General features: G+C 70.6%; 21 protein-coding genes. 20 read left to right on the plus strand and 1 reads right to left on the minus strand.

Features of this window, described 5'->3' with window-relative positions; genetic code table 11:
- Together fliJ and CURTO8I2_RS09245 are read left to right on the plus strand one after the other, a co-directional pair.
- Entirely contained in the window at positions 1–447 is a 447-nt protein-coding gene (gene fliJ / locus CURTO8I2_RS09240; RefSeq protein ID WP_159680591.1) for a flagellar export protein FliJ, read from the plus strand.
- Positions 444–1,760 carry a flagellar hook-length control protein FliK gene (locus CURTO8I2_RS09245; RefSeq protein ID WP_159680593.1) on the plus strand — a complete coding sequence of 439 codons (1,317 nt, stop codon included), beginning with the start codon at positions 444–446 and terminating at the stop codon, positions 1,758–1,760. The genes fliJ and CURTO8I2_RS09245 overlap by 4 nt, the downstream gene beginning before the upstream one ends.
- Positions 1,761–1,891: 131 nt before the next feature.
- Here CURTO8I2_RS09245 and CURTO8I2_RS09250 read toward each other — a convergent pair whose 3' ends face one another.
- A complete protein-coding gene (locus CURTO8I2_RS09250; protein ID WP_159680595.1) occupies positions 1,892–2,425 on the minus strand; it encodes a transposase in 534 nt (177 codons plus the stop codon).
- Between the two features lie 153 nt (positions 2,426–2,578).
- Here CURTO8I2_RS09250 and CURTO8I2_RS09255 point away from each other — a divergent pair, with 153 nt between their 5' ends.
- The 18 genes from CURTO8I2_RS09255 (at position 2,579) to CURTO8I2_RS09340 (ending at position 19,937) form a co-directional block, all read left to right on the plus strand.
- On the plus strand, positions 2,579–3,073 hold the full coding sequence (locus CURTO8I2_RS09255) for a flagellar basal body-associated FliL family protein (protein WP_159680597.1): 495 nt from the start codon (positions 2,579–2,581) through the stop codon (positions 3,071–3,073).
- The gene (gene fliM / locus CURTO8I2_RS09260; RefSeq protein ID WP_201295495.1) at positions 3,070–4,089 is read left to right on the plus strand and encodes a flagellar motor switch protein FliM; all 1,020 of its coding nucleotides are present in this window, start codon (positions 3,070–3,072) and stop codon (positions 4,087–4,089) included. The genes CURTO8I2_RS09255 and fliM overlap by 4 nt, the downstream gene beginning before the upstream one ends.
- Complete coding sequence (gene fliN, locus CURTO8I2_RS09265; protein WP_159680601.1) at positions 4,086–4,418, plus strand: flagellar motor switch protein FliN; 333 nt, start codon at positions 4,086–4,088, stop codon at positions 4,416–4,418. The genes fliM and fliN overlap by 4 nt, the downstream gene beginning before the upstream one ends.
- Positions 4,419–4,423: 5 nt before the next feature.
- A complete protein-coding gene (gene fliO / locus CURTO8I2_RS09270; RefSeq protein WP_236551051.1) occupies positions 4,424–5,041 on the plus strand; it encodes a flagellar biosynthetic protein FliO in 618 nt (205 codons plus the stop codon).
- Positions 5,042–5,148: 107 nt separating this feature from the next.
- A complete protein-coding gene (fliP, locus tag CURTO8I2_RS09275) occupies positions 5,149–5,880 on the plus strand; it encodes a flagellar type III secretion system pore protein FliP (protein WP_236551134.1) in 732 nt (243 codons plus the stop codon).
- A 4-nt stretch (positions 5,881–5,884) separates the two neighbouring features.
- A complete protein-coding gene (locus tag CURTO8I2_RS09280) occupies positions 5,885–6,154 on the plus strand; it encodes a flagellar biosynthetic protein FliQ (RefSeq protein WP_159680603.1) in 270 nt (89 codons plus the stop codon).
- A gap of 323 nt (positions 6,155–6,477) precedes the next feature.
- Entirely contained in the window at positions 6,478–7,266 is a 789-nt protein-coding gene (gene fliR / locus CURTO8I2_RS09285; RefSeq protein ID WP_159680605.1) for a flagellar biosynthetic protein FliR, read from the plus strand.
- An 11-nt stretch (positions 7,267–7,277) separates the two neighbouring features.
- Positions 7,278–8,450, plus strand: a complete 1,173-nt coding sequence (flhB, locus tag CURTO8I2_RS09290; RefSeq protein WP_159680607.1) for a flagellar biosynthesis protein FlhB — start codon at positions 7,278–7,280, stop codon at positions 8,448–8,450.
- Complete coding sequence (gene flhA / locus CURTO8I2_RS09295; RefSeq protein ID WP_159680609.1) at positions 8,447–10,531, plus strand: flagellar biosynthesis protein FlhA; 2,085 nt, start codon at positions 8,447–8,449, stop codon at positions 10,529–10,531. Before flhB ends, flhA begins: the two co-directional genes overlap by 4 nt.
- 68 nt (positions 10,532–10,599) lie before the next feature.
- Positions 10,600–12,276, plus strand: a complete 1,677-nt coding sequence (gene flhF, locus CURTO8I2_RS09300; protein WP_159680611.1) for a flagellar biosynthesis protein FlhF — start codon at positions 10,600–10,602, stop codon at positions 12,274–12,276.
- Positions 12,266–13,123, plus strand: coding sequence for a MinD/ParA family protein (locus tag CURTO8I2_RS09305; RefSeq protein WP_159680613.1), 858 nt, complete (start codon positions 12,266–12,268; stop codon positions 13,121–13,123). Before flhF ends, CURTO8I2_RS09305 begins: the two co-directional genes overlap by 11 nt.
- Positions 13,120–13,878, plus strand: a complete 759-nt coding sequence (locus CURTO8I2_RS09310) for an RNA polymerase sigma factor FliA (protein ID WP_159680614.1) — start codon at positions 13,120–13,122, stop codon at positions 13,876–13,878. The genes CURTO8I2_RS09305 and CURTO8I2_RS09310 overlap by 4 nt, the downstream gene beginning before the upstream one ends.
- A gap of 373 nt (positions 13,879–14,251) precedes the next feature.
- Positions 14,252–14,992: a flagellar motor protein gene (locus tag CURTO8I2_RS09315; protein WP_159680616.1), complete on the plus strand. Its 741-nt coding sequence runs from the start codon at positions 14,252–14,254 to the stop codon at positions 14,990–14,992.
- A 3-nt stretch (positions 14,993–14,995) separates the two neighbouring features.
- Positions 14,996–15,940: a flagellar motor protein MotD gene (gene motD / locus CURTO8I2_RS09320; RefSeq protein WP_159680617.1), complete on the plus strand. Its 945-nt coding sequence runs from the start codon at positions 14,996–14,998 to the stop codon at positions 15,938–15,940.
- A 1-nt stretch (position 15,941) separates the two neighbouring features.
- On the plus strand, positions 15,942–16,727 hold the full coding sequence (locus CURTO8I2_RS09325; protein ID WP_159680619.1) for a ParA family protein: 786 nt from the start codon (positions 15,942–15,944) through the stop codon (positions 16,725–16,727).
- A complete protein-coding gene (locus tag CURTO8I2_RS09330) occupies positions 16,724–18,145 on the plus strand; it encodes a bifunctional diguanylate cyclase/phosphodiesterase (protein ID WP_159680620.1) in 1,422 nt (473 codons plus the stop codon). The genes CURTO8I2_RS09325 and CURTO8I2_RS09330 overlap by 4 nt, the downstream gene beginning before the upstream one ends.
- Positions 18,146–18,152: 7 nt before the next feature.
- Complete coding sequence (locus tag CURTO8I2_RS09335) at positions 18,153–18,788, plus strand: histidine kinase (RefSeq protein ID WP_159680622.1); 636 nt, start codon at positions 18,153–18,155, stop codon at positions 18,786–18,788.
- Between the two features lie 78 nt (positions 18,789–18,866).
- Positions 18,867–19,937, plus strand: a complete 1,071-nt coding sequence (locus CURTO8I2_RS09340; protein ID WP_159680623.1) for an HDOD domain-containing protein — start codon at positions 18,867–18,869, stop codon at positions 19,935–19,937.
- Positions 19,938–19,981: the final 44 nt, after the last annotated feature.

Here is a 19,981-nt window from a genome sequence, read left to right on the forward strand (position 1 = left end):
ATGCGTTCGCAACGGCTCGACCCGCTGATCAAGGTGGTGCAACAGCGCCAGGACGAGGCCGCGCGCCGCGTCGCGGAGCGCGAACGCGTCGTGCGCGAGCAGCAGGACCGGCTCGAGGCCCTGCGCCGCTATGCCGACGAATACGCCGCATCGCCGGGCACCGTCAGCATTTCGCCTGCGCTGCTGGTCAACCGCATGGCGTTCCGCGAGCGGCTCAACGCCGCGGTCGTGCAACAGGCCGGCATCGTCGACCACAGCCGCCAGGTCAGTGATGTCGAACGCGCGCGGTTGATGCTCGCCAGCCGCGAGACGCTGGTCCTGGAGAAGCTCGCCGACAGCTATCGCGCGCAGGAAGCCAGGGTCGAGCAGGCCAAGACCCAGCGCGAACTCGACGAGATCGGTGGGCGTCGCCCGCGCAATGCCGCCACCGCGGAAGACGTCGCATGAGCGGGGCGCCTGCCCTGCAGCGCCTCGCGGCGACGCCTGCAGTCGCCGCGACGCCATCGCCGGCGCGCAGCGGTGTGACGAGCACGGACACCGGCACCGGCACCGATTTCGCACGCGTCGCGGCCGATCTCGCAGCCGCCCTGCAGACGGGCGGTGCGGCGACGACCACGCGCCCCGTTCCCGTCGACCCGGATGCCCCCATGAACCCGATGCCGACCACCGGCGGCTCCTCGCCGATCGTGCAATCCGGTGCGCCGACGACGCGACACGCCACGCCGATCGAAGCGCGGCTCGATGCGCGTCTGGTCGTGCCGACGGCGGACGCCACGATCGATCCCGCGTTGCGCACGTTGCCCGCCGACGCCGCCGCGCGGCTGCCGACACTGCCGGCGGCCGACGAGCGCGACGCCGCCGTCACCGCATCGCCCGACGACGCGCTGTCGCAGCAGATGTTCGCACTGCTGTCGGGGCTCGCGCCGCCGACCGCGTCCACCGCACCGACGCCGGCAACCGACGCCGCCGATCTGCTCGCCGGCATGCGCGCATCCCCAGGAGCCCTGCAGATCGTGCTGCCCGCGCAGGCAGACCCGGTCGCGAACGCGGCGGCCGTCGCGATGCCCGATGCGGACGCCGGCGCGGGTGCGATCGACCTGGCGTCGCTGTTGTCCGAATTGCCGGCGATGCCGCGCGCGGGCGAGACCGCCGCCGTCGCTGCACCGGGTGCCGCTGTGACGGCCGCGCAGATCGCGCTGGCCGCCGCGCAGACGGTCGAGCGCGACGAGGCTGCGCCGATCGACGGCCTCGATGCGCTGCCGCCCGGCATCCCGCTGGCCGTCCACGGATCGACCCGCGGCCCCAGCGTGCCCGTCGCGACGCTGCCGCCGCTGCAGATGCCCCGCGATCCCGACGCCGGCTTCGACGACGCCCTCGGCGCCCGCGTGGCCTGGGCCGCCGAACAGAAGCTCGGCCATGCCGAGATCCGCCTCAATCCCGAACACCTGGGCCGCATCGACCTGAAGATCCAGCTCGACGGCACCCGCGTGTCGGCCGAGTTCGCCAGCGCGAACGCCGATGTGCGCCAGGCGCTCGAGTCGACGTTGCCGCGCCTGCGCGAGATGCTCGGCCAGCATGGCCTGCAGCTGGGCCAGGCGGATGTCGGCCAGCGCCAGCAGAACGCTCCGCAGTCGCAGGAGCAGACTACGTCGGGCTTCGGCGGTAGCGGCGTCGGCGATGAGGGCCCGAGCGCGAATGTCGCGACATCGACGCCAGCGCCGATGCTGCGCGATCGTGGGCTCTTGGACGAGTACGCCTGAGGTTCGCACCACTGCGAGATGGCAATGATGGGTTTCGCTGCGCTCTACCCATCCTAAGGTCGCGCCGCCATGCCTTTGTAGGATGGGTGGAGCGCAGCGAAACCCATCGCCTGCAGAGCAGGACGGCCAAGCTATTTACGTTCGCCGAATTCGTGCGCGTCGGATGCATCTCCTGCCCAATCGGCTGACAGGACGCCGCGACGCACATATCGATGAAAGCTCGACCACGGCCAATCCGCGACGCGCGCCACGTGCCCATGCTTCACCGGATTGAAGTGGATGTAATCGACGTGGCGCATGAAGTCCCTCTCGTCCCGGATCCGATGCTCCCAGTACCGACGCTGCCAGATGCCACGCTCGCCAGCCGACACCCGGCTCCGTGATCGAGGCTCGTCCGCATCGAGCCCGCGCGAGAACGCTGCCTTGATCAGTCGCCAACGCAGCGGATAGTCCGCATCGCCTGCCGGCAGCGTCCAGACCGCGTGGAGATGGTCCGGCAGCACCACAATCGAATCGATCCTGAAGGGACGCCGGTCGCGCACGACTGCGAACGCTGATCTGAGCGCGGCGATCCGTTCGACCAGCAGGCGTTGCCGCCGATCGGCGAGATTGACCGTGAAGAACCAGGTGGCGCCTGGCGTGTGGTCGCGTCTGTAGCGGGTCATCCTTGACCTCGGGATCCAGGTGATGGGGTTCGCTGCGCTCGACCCATCCTACGAAGGGCGCATTGGCGGGACTGTCGGCTTTCCGGCAGCCGCCCTGTCGGCGCTCCGGCACACGCCTTGCATCCGGTAGACATCCATCCCCGGAGTCGTCCCGTGTCCGCTGCCTCTGCCCAAGCCGCCGCCCCCAAGAAGAAGAGCAAGCTCCCGCTGATCATCGGCGCGGTGGTGCTGCTGGCCGGTGGCGCCGGCGGTGGCTGGTGGTGGACCCAGCGCAATGCCGCTGCGCATGCGCCCGAGGGCGAGGCCGCCGCGGCGACCACCGCCAAGGCGGCCGCGACCTATTTCGCGCTCGACCCCGCGTTCGTCGTCAATCTCGCCGATACCGACATGGCCCGCTTCCTCCAGGCCGATGTGCAGGTGATGACGCGCGACGCGCCGACGCTCGCGGCGATCGAGGCGCAGGCGCCGGCGATCCGCAACCGGCTGCTGCTGCTGTTCGGCCAGCAGACCGCCGCGCAGTTGGGCCAGCGCAGCGGCAAGGAACGCCTGCAGGAGCAGGGCCTGGCCGAAGTGCGCAAGCTGCTGCGCGAGGAAGGCCAGCCGACCAAGGTCGAGGCCGTCATCTTCACCAGCCTGGTTGTGCAGTGATGAGCACCGAGCTGCTGTCGCAGGACGAGATCGACGCGCTGCTGCACGGCGTCGACAGCGGCGCGGTCGGCACCGACGCGCCGGCCGCGCCGGGCGAAGTGCGGCCCTATGATTTCGCCCGACAGGGCCGTGTGGTGCGGGGTCGTCTGCCGGGCCTGGACGCGGTCAACGAACGTTTCGCGCTGGCCTTCAAGGTCGGCCTGTTCAACCTGCTGCGGCGCTCGTGCGAACTGACCATCCGTGGCGTCGACGTGGTGCGCTTCGACGAGTACATGCACTCGCTGCCGCAGCCGGCGAACCTCAACGTGATCCAGGCGCGACCGCTGCGCGGCAATGCGCTGGTGGTGTTCGAGCCGCGGCTGGTGTTCACCGTGGTGGACAACTTTTTCGGTGGCGGCGGGCGTTTCCCGGCCAAGGTCGCCGAGCGCGAATTCACCCCGACCGAGCAACGCATCGTGCAGCTGATGCTGCGCCAGGTGTTCGCCGACATGGCCACCGCGTGGCTGCCCGTGCAGGCGTTGGAATTCGCCCATACCGGTACCGAGAGCAATCCGCTGCAGGTCGAACTGATCGATCCGCGCGACCACATCGTCATCAGCCGCTTCAGCATCGCGCTCGACGGCGGCGGCGGTGATCTGCACATCGCCCTGCCCTACAAGATGCTCGAGCCGCTGCGCGACCACCTCGAGGCCACCGGCCCGCGCCGTCAGCGCAGCGATTCCGACGAGACCTGGGCGCGACACCTGCGCGCGGGTGTCGAAGCCGCGGCACTGGAGCTGAGCGTGTCGCTGGCGCATCGCCGGATCAGCCTGCGCGAACTCGCGCACCTGAAGGTCGGCGACGTGATTCCGATCGAGCTGGCACGCCCTGTGCAGATGGACGTCGAGTCCACGCCGATGTTCGAAGGCGAGTTCGGCACACACAACGGCTTCAACGCACTGAAGGTCACCCGGCTGAAGTTCCCGCAGGCGACCCCGTCCAACGATTCCCACGAGTTCCAGGCCGCGACCCCATGACCACCGACACCGCCACCACCGCCGCGTTCGACCCGCTGACCGACGAGGCCGCCACGGCGCCCGCCGGCGATCTGAACCTCGACGTCATCCTCGACGTGCCGGTGCAGCTGTCGCTGGAAGTCGGCCGTACACGCATGCCGATCCGCAACCTGCTGCAGCTCACGCCTGGCGCCGTGGTCGAACTGGAACGCGCCGCGGGCGAACCGCTCGACGTCTACGTCAACGGTACGCTGATCGCGCACGGCGAAGTCGTCGTCGTCAACGACCGTTTCGGCGTGCGCCTGACCGACGTGGTCAGCCCGGCCGAGCGCATCAAGCGCCTGAAGTGACCGCGATGCCCAGTGCCCTCGCCGCCCACGCCACGCTCGCCGCGGCGCAGGCACCGGTCGCGATCGGCAGTGCGTCCGCGCCCGATGCGGTCGTCGATGCACCCGCGCCGCCGGCCACTGCATTCGGTGTGGACGCCTTCGTCGTCGACATGCCCGCCGCCACCGCGCCGGCCACCGCGATCGGCGCGCAGGCGATGACCGCCGCGCCGGCCGTTGCGCAGCCACTGGGTCGTCCCTCGACCGACAGGACCGCACAGGTCGCGACGCCCGGCAGCGCCACGACGGTCGCATCGGCCAGCAGCGCCGGCAGCATCGGTGGCGCAGTCCTTGCACTGGTCCTTGTCGTGGGCCTGATCGTGGCGCTGGGCTGGTTCGCCCGGCGCATGCCGGGCATCGGCGGCGCCAGCAATCCGGCGCTCCGCGTGCTCGGTTCGCTGTCGCTCGGCCCACGCGAACGCGTTGTGGTGGTCGCCGTCGGCGACACCCAGCTGCTCGTGGGCACCGGCGCGACCGGGACCCGCGTGCTGCACACGCTCGACACGCCCCTGCCGGTGCCCGAGGCGAAGCCGACACCGGTGTTCGCGCAGGTGCTCGCCCAACAGTTCGGAAAGAAGAAGCCGTGACCAGCGCCACGTCCCGCATCCGCATCGCCACGCTGCTGCTCGCCGCGCTGCTGCCCTTCGCCGGCAGCGCGCTCGCGCAGACCGCGCCGTCGCCCACGCCCGCGCCGATCGCCGCGCCCGCGATTCCCGACAGCGGTGCACCCGGCTTCGCCGATCTCGCCACGCAGTCGATGCCGGCGGTGACCGTCGGCCAGGTCGGCGGCGAGACCGTCAGCATGCCGCTGCAGGTGCTGGCGCTGATGACCGGCATCACCCTGCTGCCGGCCGCGCTGCTGGGCATGACCGCCTTCACCCGCATCATCATCGTGCTGGGCCTGCTGCGGCAGGCGCTGGGCACCGGCCAGACGCCGAGCAACCAGGTGCTGCTGGCGCTGGCGCTGTTTCTCACCTTCATGGTGATGACGCCGGTGTTCGACGCGTCGTGGAGCGCGGGCATCGCGCCCTATCTCGACGGCACCCTGGATTTCCGCAGCGCCTGGACCGCGGCCAGCGACCCGTTCCGCGGCTTCATGCTGGCGCAGGTGCGCGAGACGGACCTGATGACCTTCGCCGGCCTGTCCAACAGCGGCCCCTACAACAGCGCCGCGGACGTGCCCTTCGGCGTGCTCGCCGCGTCGTTTCTGACCAGCGAGCTCAAGACCGCGTTCGAGATCGCATTCCTGATCTTCATCCCGTTCGTGATCATCGATCTCGTCGTCGCCAGCGTGCTGATGTCGATGGGCATGATGATGATGTCGCCGATGCTGATCTCCGCGCCGTTCAAGATCCTGCTGTTCGTGCTGGTCGACGGCTGGGTGCTGGTGGTCGGCTCGCTCGCCGCCAGCTTCAACGCGGTCTGATGCCATGACGCCCGAGACCGCACTCACCGAAATCTCCCGCGGCATGCAGATGGCCCTGGTCCTCGGCGGCCCGCCGCTGGTCGCGGTGCTGGCGATCGGCGTGATCGTCGGCATCCTGCAGGCCGCCACGCAGATCAACGAGCCGACGATCGCCTTCGTGGTCAAGGCGATCACGCTGGTGGCGACGTTCGCGCTGGTCGGGAATTTCCTGCTGGGGCGGATGGTCGCGTTCACGACGGAGTTGTTCCATCGGATTCCGCATCTGATCGGGTGATTCGATCGTTCTTGCGCTCGCGATCAACCTTGCTCGCGCATTGAACCGCCCCTTCCCACGCGCGCGGGGCATTGGGCCCTTCACGGGTCGAAGGCTGGGATGGGGGCGAACGGTCAGGCCGACGTGTCGACGAATCGGGCGGCAGGCACCGTCGCTCGGTTGCAGCGTCCGCCGACCTGACGCGTTGCCCCCACCCAACCCTCCCCCGCATGCGGGGGAGGGCTTGATCGGCGCGCCGGAAAGTCGAACCACCCCCGGCACAAATCCTGCATCCCGCCGTCACGGCCCTCCCGCCGCGATCGCCCGGACCGCTCGACTCCCCGATGGATACCGTCACCCTCACCACCTCGACCGGCGTCGACATGTTCGCGATGCTCGCCGCCGTGCTGTGGCATGCGATCCGCATCGGCGCGGCGCTGCAGGTGCTGCCGGCGATCGGCGGACGGACGATGCCGGTGCGCGCGCGCCTGATCCTCGTGATCGCGCTGTCGGCGACCATGAGCACCGTGCTGCCGGCGCCGCCGCCGATGGCGGTGGATTCGGCGACGGTGCTCGGCGTGCTGCGCGAGTTCACGATCGGGGTGGCGATCGGGCTGGTGCTGCGGATGGCGTTCGAGGCCGGACAGCTGGCCGGTGAGCTGGTATCGCAGGGCATGGGCCTGTCGTTCGCGACGATGGCCGATCCGCTCAGCGGGGCCGCGTCGCCGGTGCTGTCGCAGTGGTTCTTCCTGGTGTTCTCGCTGCTGTTCTTCACCCTCGACGGGCACCTGGCGCTGATCGGGCTGCTGCACGACAGCTACGCCAGCCTGCCGATCGGCCAGGCGTTGCCGGATCTGCAGGCGCTGCTGTCGGCGGTGCCGGCATTCTTCGCGACCGCGCTGCGCGCGGGTGTGCTGCTGGCCCTGCCGGTGGTGATGGCGTTGCTGTCGGTCAACATCGCGTTCGGCGTGCTCTCGCGCGCGGCCGCGCAGCTCAATCCGATGGCGATCGGTCTGCCGGTCTCGCTGCTGACCGGGCTGATCCTGCTGATGCTGCTGATGCGCCAGTTGCTGGCGCCGGTGCAGGCCTTGTTCGATTCGGCTTTTCTCGCCGCGCGCGGACTGATCGGCTAAAGGCCCGGGCGATGAGCGAGACCGACCAGGACGACAAGACCGAACTTCCCACCGAAAAACGGCTGCGGGATGCGCGGGAGAAGGGCAACGTGCCGCGCTCGCGCGAGCTGGCCAACGTGGCCGTGCTCGGCTGCGCGGTGCTGGCCCTCAAGGCGACCGCGGGCGGCATCGGCGCGACCAGCCTAGACTGGATGCGCGACGCGCTGATCATCGACGCGTCGATACTCGGCACCCAGGACCGCCTGCTGCCGCATGCGGCCGGCCTGTTCGGACGCCTGCTGCTGGCGATGACGCCGCTGTTCGTCGCCGCGCTGCTGGCCTGCGCGATCGCGCCGGCGGCGATGGGCAGCCTGCGCTTCGCCGGGAAATCGCTGCAGCCCGATTTCAAACGTCTCAATCCGATGACCGGCCTGGGCCGGATCTACGGCAAGGAAGGCGCGGCCGAACTGGTGCGCTCGCTGCTGCGCGTGCTCCTGATCGGCGGCGTCGGCATCTACATGGTCCACCACGCGTTCTCGTCGCTGCTGTCGATGCCGCTGGCATCGCTGGAGCAGTCGGTCGCCGGCGGCATCGACATGGCGATGAACGCCTTGCTGGCAATGGTCGGCGCGCTCGGCTTCCTGGCACTGATCGACGTGCCCTGGCAGCACCTCCAGTACCGCAACAAGCTGAAGATGACCAAGCAGGAGATCCGCGACGAGTTCAAGGAAAGCGAAGGCAATCCCGAACTGAAAGCGCGCGTGCGCCAGGTCCAGGCACAGATGTCGCGCGGCCGGATGATGGACGCGGTCCCGACCGCCGACGTGATCCTGGTCAACCCGACCCACTACGCCGTCGCGCTGAAGTACACCGCCGACGGCGACATGCGCGCGCCGGTCGTCGTGGCCAAGGGCGTCGACGAACTCGCACTGGCCATCCGCGCGATCGCCGACCGCCACCGCATCGCGATCGTCGAGGCGCCGCCGCTGGCACGGTCCTTGTACAGACAGGCGCAGGTCGATCAGGAAATCCCGGTGAAGCTCTACGCCGCCGTCGCACAAGTGTTGTCCTACGTGTACCAGCTGCGCGCCTGGGCGCCCGGCCGTGGGCCGATGCCGGCGCTGGCCGAGCTCGACGCCGGGCCCGAGGGCGCGATCGACTTCGATCCCATCGCCGGCAACGGCGTCAACGGACCGGCGCGATGAGCGCACAGCCGGGTCGGTTCTCCGTCGGCGGCGCGTTCGGCGCGATCAAGGCCGGCGCCGCGGCGCCGGTCGTGGTGCTCGCGCTGCTGGCGATGATCATCGTGCCGCTGGCGCCGCCGGTGCTCGATGCGCTGTTCACCATCAACATCGCGCTGTCGCTGGTGGTGATGATGGCGGTGGTCTACGTGCGCAAGCCGCTGGACTTCTCGATCTTCCCCAGCGTGCTGCTGCTGGTCACGCTGCTGCGCCTGGCGCTCAACGTCGCGTCCACGCGCGTGGTGCTGCTGCACGGGCACAAGGGACCGGGCGCGGCCGGCCACGTCATCGAGTCCTTCGGCCAGTTCGTCATCGGCGGCAGCTTCGCGGTCGGCATCGTGGTGTTCGCGATCCTGACCATCGTCAACTTCATCGTCGTGACCAAGGGCGCGGGGCGCATCTCCGAAGTCTCGGCGCGCTTCATCCTCGATGCCCTGCCCGGCAAGCAGATGGCGATCGACGCCGATCTCAACGCCGGCGTGCTGACCCGCGAGGAAGCCAAGGCGCGGCGCCAGGAAGTCCGCGACGAGGCCGACTTCTACGGCTCGATGGACGGCGCTTCGAAGTTCGTCCGCGGCGACGCGATCGCCGGCATCCTGATCCTGCTGATCAACATCGTCGGCGGCCTGCTGATCGGCATGATGTCGCACGACATGGGCTTCGCCGAATCGGCGCGCACCTACACCCTGCTGGCGATCGGCGACGGCCTGGTCGCGCAGCTGCCGGCGCTGCTGGTCGCCACCGCGGTCGCGATGCTGGTCACGCGCTCGACCGGCGAGCAGGAAATGGGCGAGGCGGTGTCGAAGCAGGTCTTCGGTCACCAGCGCGCGCTCACCGTCGCCGCCCTGCTGATGGGGCTGATCGGCGTGATCCCGGGCATGCCCAACCTGCCGTTCCTGATCCTGGCGGCGATCCTCGGCATTGCCGCGTGGAAGCTGCGCGCCGCGCCCGCGGCCGCCGAACAGGCCGAACGCGAAGCGGCGGCGACCGCGGCGCTGGCGGCGGCATCGCCGCTGGCCGAACTGAGCTGGGACGAGATCCGCCCGGTCGAGCCGCTGGCGCTCGAAGTCGGCTACAAGCTGATCGCGCTGGTCGACAAGACCCAGGGCGGCGAACTGCTGGCGCGCCTGAAGGGTGTCCGCCGCAAGCTCACCCAGGACATCGGGTTTCTGATTCCCGCCGTGCACGTGCGCGACAACCTCGAACTCGCACCCGGCGCGTATCGCGTGATGGTGCACGGCGTGCCGGTGGCCGGCGGCGAGATCCACCCCGACCGCGAGCTCGCGCTCGATCCGGGCCGCGTGTTCGGACCGCTCGACGGCATTCCCGGCAAGGACCCGGCCTTCGGTCTCGACGCCACGTGGATCCTGCCGAGCCAGCGCGCGCATGCCGAATCGCTGGGCTACACCGTCGTCGATGCGGCGACCGTCGTCGCGACCCACCTCTCGCACCTGGTGCGCGAACGCAGCGCCGAACTGCTGGGCCACGACGAAGTGCAGCAGCTGCTGTCCACGCTGGCGAAGGGCACGCCGAAGCTCGTCGAAGATCTGACACCCAAGCTGCTGCCGCTGTCGGTGGTGGTGAAGGTGCTGCAGTCGCTGCTGGCCGACCGCGTGCCGGTGCGGCAGATCCGCCAGATCGTCGAAACCCTGCTCGAGCACGGCGTGCACACGCAGGACCCGGCGCAGCTCACCGCCGCGGTGCGTGTCGCGCTGGGCCGCTTCATCGTGCAGGAGCTCAACGGCATGGCCGAGGAGTTCCCCGTCTACACCCTGGCGCCGCAGCTGGAACGGGTATTGCAGGACTCGGTCAACGGCCAGGGCGCAGCGCTCGAACCGGGACTCGCCGAGCGTCTGCACCAGAACTTGAGCGAGTGCGTCACCCGTCAGGAGAGCCGCGGCGAACCCGCCGTGCTGCTCGTTCCAGGCGGGGTCCGCGCCTCGGTGGCGCGGCTGGTGCGGCACAGCGTTCCGTCGCTGTCCGTACTCGCCTACGCCGAGGTTCCCGAAGACAAGCGTCTGCGTCTGGTCGGCGCCGTGGGATGACCCGCGGTTCCATTGCCCGCCACTGACACGGTCGGCGCGCCGGACTGCCGGCGGCCGCGGAGAGGACCATGAAGATCAAGAGTTTCATCGCCCCGGACATGCGCACCGCGCTGCGGAAGATCCGCGAAGCGCTGGGCCCCGATGCGGTGATCCTGTCGACCCGCGGCGTCGCCGACGGGATCGAGGTGGTCGCCTCGCTGGGCTACGACGAGGCCGCGCTGGCCCGCGTGCTGCGCGCCGCCGAAGCCGACGACACACCGGCCGCCGATGCCGGAATCCCGACGCCTGCCGTCGTGCCCGCGCAGGTGGCCCCGGCTGCGCCTGCACCTGCGCGCAGCATGTTCGAACGCACCATCGTCGATCCGGCCGCGGCGTTCGCCGCTGCGCTGGGACAGGCGCGCCCCGCCGTCCCCGCCGTCGACGCGGCGGTGACCGCATCCGGCGACGCCGAGCAGCAGGCCGCCGCACTGCGCGACCGCGCGCGTGCCCGCCTCAAGGACAGCGACGGCCCCACGCTGGCCGAACTCACCTCGGCGATCCGCCCGGCCGCCGCCGTGGCCGAAGTGGCCCGCGGCCTGCCGCTGCAGCCCGCCTCGCCGGCGCGCGCGACCGTCGCCGCCGCCAATGCCGAACTGCGCGCCGACGATGCCCACGCACTCGATGCCCTGATCGCCGACGAAGCGCCCTCCTTCGCCGCGTTGCTCACCGCGCGCATGCCGCAGGCGCCGCAGCCGATGGCCCTCGACGACGCCGCGGCGTCCGACGCAGCGGTCGGGATCGTCCGGCCTGCAGTCGCCGCAGCGCCTGCACTGTCGCTGGTGCCGACGCCGGAGCCCGAAGCGCCGGCGATCGCCGCGATGCGCGACGAGATGGCGCGCATGCGCCAACTGATGGAAACCCAGATGGCGCAGTTCGAGCGCGAGCGGCTGCGCGGTTCGCCCGCACGCGCCGCAGCGTTCGATGCACTGCGCGCGTTCGGTTGCGAAGAGGCACTGGCGCAGTCGGTCGCCGCCCAGCTCGATCCGGCGCTGCCGGTCGACGCGATCCAGGGCCCGATGCTCGACGCCCTCGCGCGCACGCTCGAGGTCAGCGCCTGCGAGCCGATCGACGATGGCGGCGTGATCGCCCTCGTCGGCCCGACCGGCGCCGGCAAGACCACCACCGCGGCAAAGCTGGCCGCGCGTTTCGCCGCCCGCCACCGGGCGCGCGACGTTGCCCTGATCACCACCGACTGCGAACGTCCCGGCGCGCACGAACAGCTGCAGGCGCACGGCCGCAAGCTCGGCATCACCGTCTGCGAAGCGCGCGGCATGACCGGCCTGCAGCAGGCGCTGACCCAGCTGGCCGACTATCCGCTGGTGCTGGTCGACACGACCGGCTACGCGCCCAACGACCGCGCGCTGTTCAACCAGATCCTGTGGCTGCGCACCGCGCGCAAGGTCCGCAGCCTGCTGGTGCTGCCGGCCAACGGCAATCCGCAGGACATGCACGAGGTCATCCGCCGCTACCGGCCGTGTTCGCCGGAAGGCCTGGTCCTGACCAAGCTCGACGAGACCGGCTATCTGGGCTCGGCGCTGTCGGTGACCGTGCGCAACGGGCTGCCGATCGCCTACACCGCCGATGGCCAGGATGCGACCGCCGACATCGCGCCGGGCAACCGCCTGGTGCTCGCCCAGGCGATGGCCGCCGGCCGCCACGCCGCCGTCGCCGACACCGCCGCGCCCGAGGCCCGCCATGCCGTCTGATGCCGCACCCGATTCCGCCGCGCCCCGCGTCATCGCCGTCGCCAGCGGCAAGGGCGGCGTCGGCAAGACCACGACCTCGGTGAACCTCGCCGCGGCGATGGTCAATGCCGGCCAGCGCACGCTGCTGCTCGACACCGATTTGGGCCTGGCCAACGTCGACGTGATGCTGGGCCTGTCGCCGCGCTTCACCCTCGCCGACGTGTTCGCCGGCCGCTGCGAGCTCGCCGACACCATCCTCGAAGGTCCGAACGGACTGATGGTGGTACCCGCCGCGTCCGGCAAGCAGCACATGGCGCAGCTCACGCCGCAGGAGCACGTGGGCCTGGTGCATGCGTTCTCGGAACTCGATCGCTCGATCGACACGATGATCGTCGACAACGCCGCCGGCATCGCCGATGGCGTGCTGACGTTCTGCCAGGCCGCACAGGACGTGATCGTGGTGGTCTGCGACGAACCGGCCTCGATCACCGATGCGTATGCGCTGATCAAGGTGCTCGCCCGCGACCGCGGCGTGCAGCGTGTGCAGGTGCTGTGTAACCAGGTGCAGGACGCGAGCGAGGGACCGGCGCTGTTCGAGAAACTGCAGCGCGTCACCACGCGCTTCCTCGACGTGACCCTGCACCACATCGGATCGATCCCGCGCGACGAATGGCTGCGCCGCGCCGTGCAGCGCCAGGAAGCCGTCGTCGATGCGTTCCCGTCGGCGCCGTCCGCGGTCGCCTATCGCGGGATCGCCCGTCGCGCACGCAGCTGGCAGTCGCCGGCGGTCGCGCGCGGCCATGTCGAATTCTTCGTCGACCGGCTGGTCGCCCCGGGCGCCCGGTCCACCGGAGGCCTGCCCGCATGAACGCCACCGCCACCGCCTGCTACCGCGCGACCCAGACCGGTTCGCCGGCGGACATCGTCGAGCGTCATGGCGAGCTGGTGCGCCGGATCGCCCATCACCTCGCCGCGCGGCTGCCGGCCAGTGTCGAGATCGAGGACCTCGTGCAGGCCGGCATGCTGGGCCTGATCGACGCGGCGCGGAACTACCAGTCCGATCCCGGCGCGACCTTCGAGACCTATGCGTCCATCCGCATCCGCGGCGCGATGATCGACGAGATGCGGCGCGGCGACTGGACCCCGCGTTCGGTGCACCGCGGCTATCGCGACATGATCGCCGCGGTGCGCGCGATCGAGCAGGAGACCGGCCGCAGCGCGGTGCCGGCGCAGATCGCCGCGCACCTGGAGATCACCCTCGACGCGTACCACCGCCTGGTCGAGGACGCCGCCCGCGGCCAGCTGACCAGCTTCGATGCGCACCTGGAGGAACACGACGGCGAGGCCCGTCTCGCGGTCCGCGAGTCCGCGAGCCCGGCGCGCGCGTTCGAGGACGATGCCTTCCGGGTCGCCCTGGTCGAGGCCATCGAAGGCCTGCCCGAACGCGAGGCCCTGGTGCTGTCGCTGTACTACGAGCAGGAACTCAACCTGCGCGAGATCGGCGCCGTGCTGTCGGTCAGCGAATCACGGGTGTCGCAGATCCACGGCCAGGCCATGGTCCGCCTGCGCGCCCGCCTGTCGGACTGGAAGCGCGATCCGGACGAGGCACTGGGGCCGGAGTGATGCAGCTCCGAGCCCTCCCCCGCGTGCGGGGGAGGGTTGGGTGGGGGCAGCCATTCCGACACGGACCCGCGTCACCGGGCGCAAGCATCAGTCGGCGATTCCGATCTTCCCTCGACTCACCACTTCGCCCCCATCCCGACCTTCCCCCGCGCACGGGGGAAGGCGCAAAGCGCGCCGATCCGCATTGCCTTCACGGACCTGACAGTCCGTTCAGCGCCCCGCGCACCCGCGGCCGTCCACGGCCCGTCTCTTGCATCCCTCCTGCGCGTGCCCGGTATCGACGGAAATCCGTCGCCCCGACCGCGCGACGCCGGGGCGTGCCCGTGTGCACATCCCCTCTTCAGAAATCCCCGACCCGACCGTTAACGACTCCATGGACAAGCTCAGCGTCATCGGTGTGATCCTCGCGCTCGTCGCGCTGCTGATCGGCAGCGTGCTCAAGGGCGCGGGCCTGTCCAGCCTGTGGTCGCCGGCCGCGTTCGTCATCGTGATCTGCGGCACCATCGCCTCGATCCTGCTGCAGACCAGCCTGGTCACGTTCAAGCGGGCCATGAAGATCACCAAATGGGTGTTCAAGCCGCCGTCCCAGGATCGCGCGGCGATCCTGGCCCGCCTCGTCGAATGGGCCAATACCGCGCGCAAGCAGGGCCTGCTGGGCCTGGAATCGCAGGTCGCCGAGCAGCAGGACGACTTCACGAAGAAGGGCCTGCAGATGGTCGTCGACGGCATCGCGCCCGATTCGATCCGCGCCGTGCTCGAGACCGACATGCATCACCAGAGCCAGGGCGATCTCGCCGCGGCCAAGGTGTTCGAGGGCATGGGCATCTACGCGCCGACGCTGGGCATCATCGGCGCGGTGCTGGGTCTGATCGCGGTGATGAAGAACCTCGCCGATCCGAGCAAACTCGGCGGCGGCATCGCGGCGGCGTTCACCGCGACGATCTACGGCATCGGCGCAGCCAACCTGTTCCTGCTGCCGATGGCCAACAAGCTCAAGGCGCTGATCAACGCGCAGACCGAGGAGCGCGAGATGATCGTCGAGGGGCTGATCGCGATCGCCCAGGGCGAGAACCCGCGCAACATCGAGTCGCGCCTGGCCGGATACGTGCACTGAGCCATGGCCAGGAAGCACGTCCACGAGGAACACGCCAACCACGAAGCCTGGGCCATTCCCTACGGCGACCTGGTGACGCTGCTGCTCGCGTTCTTCGTGGTGATGTACGCGATCTCCTCGGTCAACGAGGGCAAGTACCGCGCGGTGTCCGACTCGCTCAACGCCGCGTTCGGCGGACCGCCGCGTTCGGTCAGCCCGCTGCAGCTGGGCAAGACCCAGCGCCTGGGCTCGTCCTTCGACCGACCGTCGCTGATGACCGCCGCCGCCAAGAGCGGCCCGGCCCCGGCGAGCGCGATGATCCAGGCGCGCCTGCAGCAGGCGCTGGACATGCCGCGCTATGCGAGCGGCGTCAACGGCCACGGCCCCAGCGCGCTCGACGGCAGCGGTCGCGGCCGCCAGGAGGGCGAAAGCGAACTGGTCTCGCTGGGCCGCGATCTGCAGACCGCGCTGTCGGATCTGGTGCAGAAGAACCTGGTCACCCTGCGCCGCGGCCACAACTATCTGGAAGTCGAGATCCAGAGCGACATCCTGTTCTCCAGCGGCGTCGCCGCACCCAGCGCCACCGCCACCGACACGATCCGCAAGGTCGCCACGGTCCTGCGCGAGGTGCCGAATGCGATGCGCGTCGAGGGTTACACGGACGACCAGCCGATCCGCACCGCCGCGTTCCCGTCGAACTGGGAGCTGTCGACCGCCCGCGCCGCGAGCGTGGTGCACATCCTGGCGGCGGAAGGCGTGGCCCAGTCGCGCCTGGGCGTCGTGGGCTATGGCGAATTCCAGCCGATCGCGGACAATGCGACCGTGGAAGGTCGCAACGCCAATCGCCGCGTCATGCTCGTGATCCTCGCCGCGCCGCAGGGCCCCGACGCCGTGCCGCAGCCGGCGACGCGCGTGGCCGTCGCGAGCGTCGAGCGGCAGGCGACCGATCCCGCGGCCGGGGCGCACTGACGTGCGCGTGTGGGCGATCGCGAACCAGAAGGGCGGCGTCGGCAAGACGACGACCACGCTGTGCCTGGCGCGCAACCTCGCCGAGGACGCGCGCGTGCTGGTGGTGGATCTCGATCCGCACGCGTCGCTGACCCGCGCCTTCGGCGTGCCGCGCCAGCCGCCGCCGATCGGCACCCACGAGGTCTTCGTCGCGCAGACGCCGTCGCTCGACGGACTCTCGCGCACCACCGCGATCGAACGCCTGCGCCTGGTCGCGGCGCAGGCGGCGCTCGCCACGCTGGAACGCCGCAGCGCGACCCAGCCGGGCCTGGGCATGGCCCTGCAGCGCGCGCTCGGCGGTGTGTCCGAACTCTACGATCACGTCCTGCTGGACTGTCCGCCGACATTGAGCCTGCTGATGGTCAATGCGCTGGCCGCCGCCGACTGTCTCGTCGTGCCCACCCAGACTGATCCGCTGGCGCTGCACGGCCTGGCCGACATGCTGCGCACCGCCGACATGGTCGAGCGCTCGCGCAAACGGCCGCTGGTGCGGGCCATCCTGCCGACGCTCTACGACGGCCGCACCGGCAGCGGCCGGCAGAGCCTCGAACATCTGTATGCCGGCTACGAAGGCCTGGTGTGGTCGGAGGCGATTCCGGTCGACACCCGCCTGCGCGACGCCCGCAGCATCGCCGGCAACGGACCGCTGACCGGCCGCGGCGCCGAAGGCTACCGCAGCGCGCTGGCCTGGCTGCGGACGCGCATCGCGAGCGCCGCACCACCGGCCACCGCGGCCGTCGCGGCATGAGCCCGCCGTCCGCCGACGAAGCGATGTCCGACTACGTCGAGGCGCTGCTCGACACGACCCGCGCGGACGAAGACCCGCTGACCGGACTGCCGAACCGCGCCGGCCTGCTGCGCGCGCTCGACTCCCGCCGCGCCGACCGGATTCCCACCGCGGTCGCGGTGCTCGGCCTCGACAATTTCCGCTCCATCAGCGTGACGCTGGGACCGGGCATGGCCGACACCATGCTGCAGGTCGTCGCCGCACGCCTGCTCGCGCGCTTGCCGATGGACGCGTTCCTGGCGCGCCTGGACGGCGACGAGTTCGCGATCGCGCTCTCGGTGCACGGGCAGAAGCCGCGTGCGACCGAAGCGCTGCTCAATGCGATCCTGCTCGACCTGGCGCAGCCCTGCGAAGTCGACATGCATCGCGTGCATCTCGACGCCTGCGTCGGCGTGCTGCTCGACGCGGCGGACGACGACGCCAGCCCCGAGCCGCTGATTCCCGGCACGCCCGACGACGACGGCGCCACCGACAGTCTCGAACTCGTCGCGCGCGCGCAGCTGGCGATGCACTACGCCAAGCGCAGCCGCGGACAGATGCTGCGCCGGTTCGAACCCAGCATGCGCACCGAGGCGATCGATCGCCGCCGGCTGGATCTGGAACTGCGCCGCGCCGCCAGCGAACACGAATTCGAACTGCACTACCAGCCGCAGATCGACCTGGAGACGGGCCGCCCGACCGGCGCCGAGGCCCTGCTGCGCTGGCGCCATCCCGAACGTGGCCTGCTGATGCCGGCGAGCTTCATCGAAGCACTGGCGATGAGTGGGATCGCCGCGACCGTCGGCTGGTGGATCCTCGACCGCGCCTGCCGCGACGCGGCCACCTGGCCGCAGGTGGGCGGCCACGCGATGACGGTCAGCGTGAACCTGTTTCCCTCGCAGTTCGGCCACGAGGATTTCCTGCACGAGGTCGATGCCGCGTTGCGCGGGAGCGGTCTGCCGGCGTCGTCGCTGGAACTCGAGCTCACCGAAACCATCGCGCTGCGCGACGACGGCGCCGCGGCCGCGACGCTGCAGGCCCTGCGCCAGCGCGGGGTCAAGGCCGCCTACGACGACTTCGGCACCGGCTATGCGTCGCTGTCGATGCTGCACCACCTCGCGGTGGACCGGGTCAAGATCGACCGCAGTTTCGTGCGCGACGTCATGGAGGACCGCGGCGACGCGGCGATCGTGCGTTCGATCCTGCTGATCGCGCGCAACTTCGACATGCAGGTCACCGCCGAGGGCGTGGAGTCCGCGCAGCAGGCGGACTTCCTGCGCAAGCTCGGCTGCGACGAGGTCCAGGGTTTCTACTATTCGCAGGCGCTGCCGCTGGTCGACTTCGGCCACTGGCTCAGTGGTTACGAACGCCGCCGCGCGAGCATCGCGGCGATCGAATGAGGCCTTCATGAGCACACGCGCGCCCGACTGGATGGACCGCCTCGACGCCGAACGGCGCGCGCTGGCCCGCGATCTGCACGACGACCTGGGCCAGATTCTCGGCGCGCTGCGCATGAGCGCGCATTCGCTGTCGGCCTCCCTGGTCGACGATCCGCGCGAGACCCTGGCCGACGACGTCGTCGTGCTCACCGACGCCGCACTCGCGCGGGTGCGTGCGGTCGCCCATGGCCTGCATCCACCGCAGCTCGCCAGCCACGGGCTCGAGGCCGCGTTGCGGCAACTCGTCGATGGCGTGCCACTGGGCGAGGTCGACGTGCGTTTCGAAAGCGAGTCCGGTCTGCCGCGGCCCGCGCCGCCGGTGGAGATCGCCGCCTACCGCATCGCCCAGGAAGCACTGGCGAATGCCTTGCGCCATGCGCAGGCGCGGTGCGTGCGTATCGAACTGCAGGCGGATGGCGACGCGCTGCGACTGCGGATCACCGATGACGGGCGCGGCCACGACCTCTCGGCCGCGCACGGATTCGGTCGCGCCGCGATGCGCGACCGGGCCGCCCTGGCCGGCATCGACTTCGACGAAACCGCATCGACGGGCGGTACCCGCATCACGCTGCGCCTGCCACCGGCCGGTCCCGATGCCGGTTGAGTCCACCGCGCCTGCGCGCTGCGCCGCGTTGCTATCATCCCGCCGATTCACATCGCGCAATGCGCACTGGGAGACGCCGTGCATCTGGTCGTAGCATGGGAACGCGGCGACGAGGTCGAGCGTCTGCAGGCGGAAATCGCCACACGGGGTCTCGACTGGCAGGTCAGCTGGCTGCCGCTGGATGACAAGGCGACGGGCTCGGCCGCCGATCTCGAACCCGACGCGCTGGTGTGCACCGCCGACAGCGGCTGGAGCCGCTGCCGCCTGCTGCTCGACGAAGTGCGCGTGCGCCACCCGCACGCGGTGCGCATCGTGCTGATGGAGGCCGGCGACAACGCGCGCGCGGTCGATGCGCTGGAGCACGCGCATCGCGTGTTGCCGGAGCCGCTGGACGCACAGACCGTCGTCGATGCGGTGAAGGGCGTGCTCGATTTGCAGCACCTGCTCGACGACGCACAACTCAAGCGCGCGATCGAACGGGTCGGCGCGCTGCCGTCGGCGCCGAAGCAGTACCTCGCGCTGACCCGCCTGCTGCGCGATCCCGATGCCGGCACGCACGCGGTCACCGCGATCATCGCCCAGGATCCGGCGCTGGCGGCGCGGGTGCTGCGGCTGAGCAATTCGGCCTACTACGCGATCGGGCGCGAGATCGGCGACCTGCGCACCGCGGTCGTGCGGCTGGGCCAGGACGCCTTGCGCCGGCTGGTGCTGGCCAGCGAGGTGTTCGCCTCCGGTCCCGACATGGACAGCATGCGCGAACGCGCACTGCGCACGTCCTGGCTGGCCGGCCAGATCCTGCCCGGCAGCGGCGCCGGCGTGGCGGCGACCGCGGGTCTGCTGGCCGATGTCGGCCGCCTGCTGCCGCCCGACAGCCTCGGCGACGTGCCGCACAGCATCGCGGGCGCCTACCTGCTCGGGCTCTGGGGCTTGCCCACGCCGATCGTCGAGGCGGTCGCCTACCACCAGCACCCGACGCGGATGTCGGGCGCGTTCTGGATCACCGGCGCGGTGCACGTGGCCTCGGCCCTGGTCAACGGCACCGAGGTCGACCACGACTATCTGCAGCGCGTCGGCGCGCTGCACCTGATGCCGCAATGGCGCGCGCTGGCCGCGGCGTCGCCGGCCGATGGCGGCAGCCACGCGGACTAGCGGTCCGGCGCATCGGCGCCCCGCTGGCATCCGACGACGGGCGC

This window comes from Luteimonas sp. 9C (assembly GCF_902506295.1).
In the GTDB taxonomy this organism is placed as follows: Bacteria; Pseudomonadota; Gammaproteobacteria; order Xanthomonadales; family Xanthomonadaceae; genus Luteimonas.

Coding starts and splice junctions, on each gene's coding strand:
- fliJ (WP_159680591.1), top strand. CDS start 1: ATGCGTTCGCAACGGCTCGACCCGCTGATCAAGGTGGTGCAACAGCGC.
- CURTO8I2_RS09245 (WP_159680593.1), top strand. CDS start 444: ATGAGCGGGGCGCCTGCCCTGCAGCGCCTCGCGGCGACGCCTGCAGTC.
- CURTO8I2_RS09250 (WP_159680595.1), bottom strand. CDS start 2,425: ATGACCCGCTACAGACGCGACCACACGCCAGGCGCCACCTGGTTCTTC.
- fliN (WP_159680601.1), top strand. CDS start 4,086: ATGACCACCGACACCGCCACCACCGCCGCGTTCGACCCGCTGACCGAC.
- fliO (WP_236551051.1), top strand. CDS start 4,424: ATGCCCAGTGCCCTCGCCGCCCACGCCACGCTCGCCGCGGCGCAGGCA.
- CURTO8I2_RS09280 (WP_159680603.1), top strand. CDS start 5,885: ATGACGCCCGAGACCGCACTCACCGAAATCTCCCGCGGCATGCAGATG.
- fliR (WP_159680605.1), top strand. CDS start 6,478: ATGGATACCGTCACCCTCACCACCTCGACCGGCGTCGACATGTTCGCG.
- flhB (WP_159680607.1), top strand. CDS start 7,278: ATGAGCGAGACCGACCAGGACGACAAGACCGAACTTCCCACCGAAAAA.
- flhA (WP_159680609.1), top strand. CDS start 8,447: ATGAGCGCACAGCCGGGTCGGTTCTCCGTCGGCGGCGCGTTCGGCGCG.
- flhF (WP_159680611.1), top strand. CDS start 10,600: ATGAAGATCAAGAGTTTCATCGCCCCGGACATGCGCACCGCGCTGCGG.
- CURTO8I2_RS09305 (WP_159680613.1), top strand. CDS start 12,266: ATGCCGTCTGATGCCGCACCCGATTCCGCCGCGCCCCGCGTCATCGCC.
- CURTO8I2_RS09310 (WP_159680614.1), top strand. CDS start 13,120: ATGAACGCCACCGCCACCGCCTGCTACCGCGCGACCCAGACCGGTTCG.
- CURTO8I2_RS09315 (WP_159680616.1), top strand. CDS start 14,252: ATGGACAAGCTCAGCGTCATCGGTGTGATCCTCGCGCTCGTCGCGCTG.
- motD (WP_159680617.1), top strand. CDS start 14,996: ATGGCCAGGAAGCACGTCCACGAGGAACACGCCAACCACGAAGCCTGG.
- CURTO8I2_RS09330 (WP_159680620.1), top strand. CDS start 16,724: ATGAGCCCGCCGTCCGCCGACGAAGCGATGTCCGACTACGTCGAGGCG.
- CURTO8I2_RS09335 (WP_159680622.1), top strand. CDS start 18,153: ATGAGCACACGCGCGCCCGACTGGATGGACCGCCTCGACGCCGAACGG.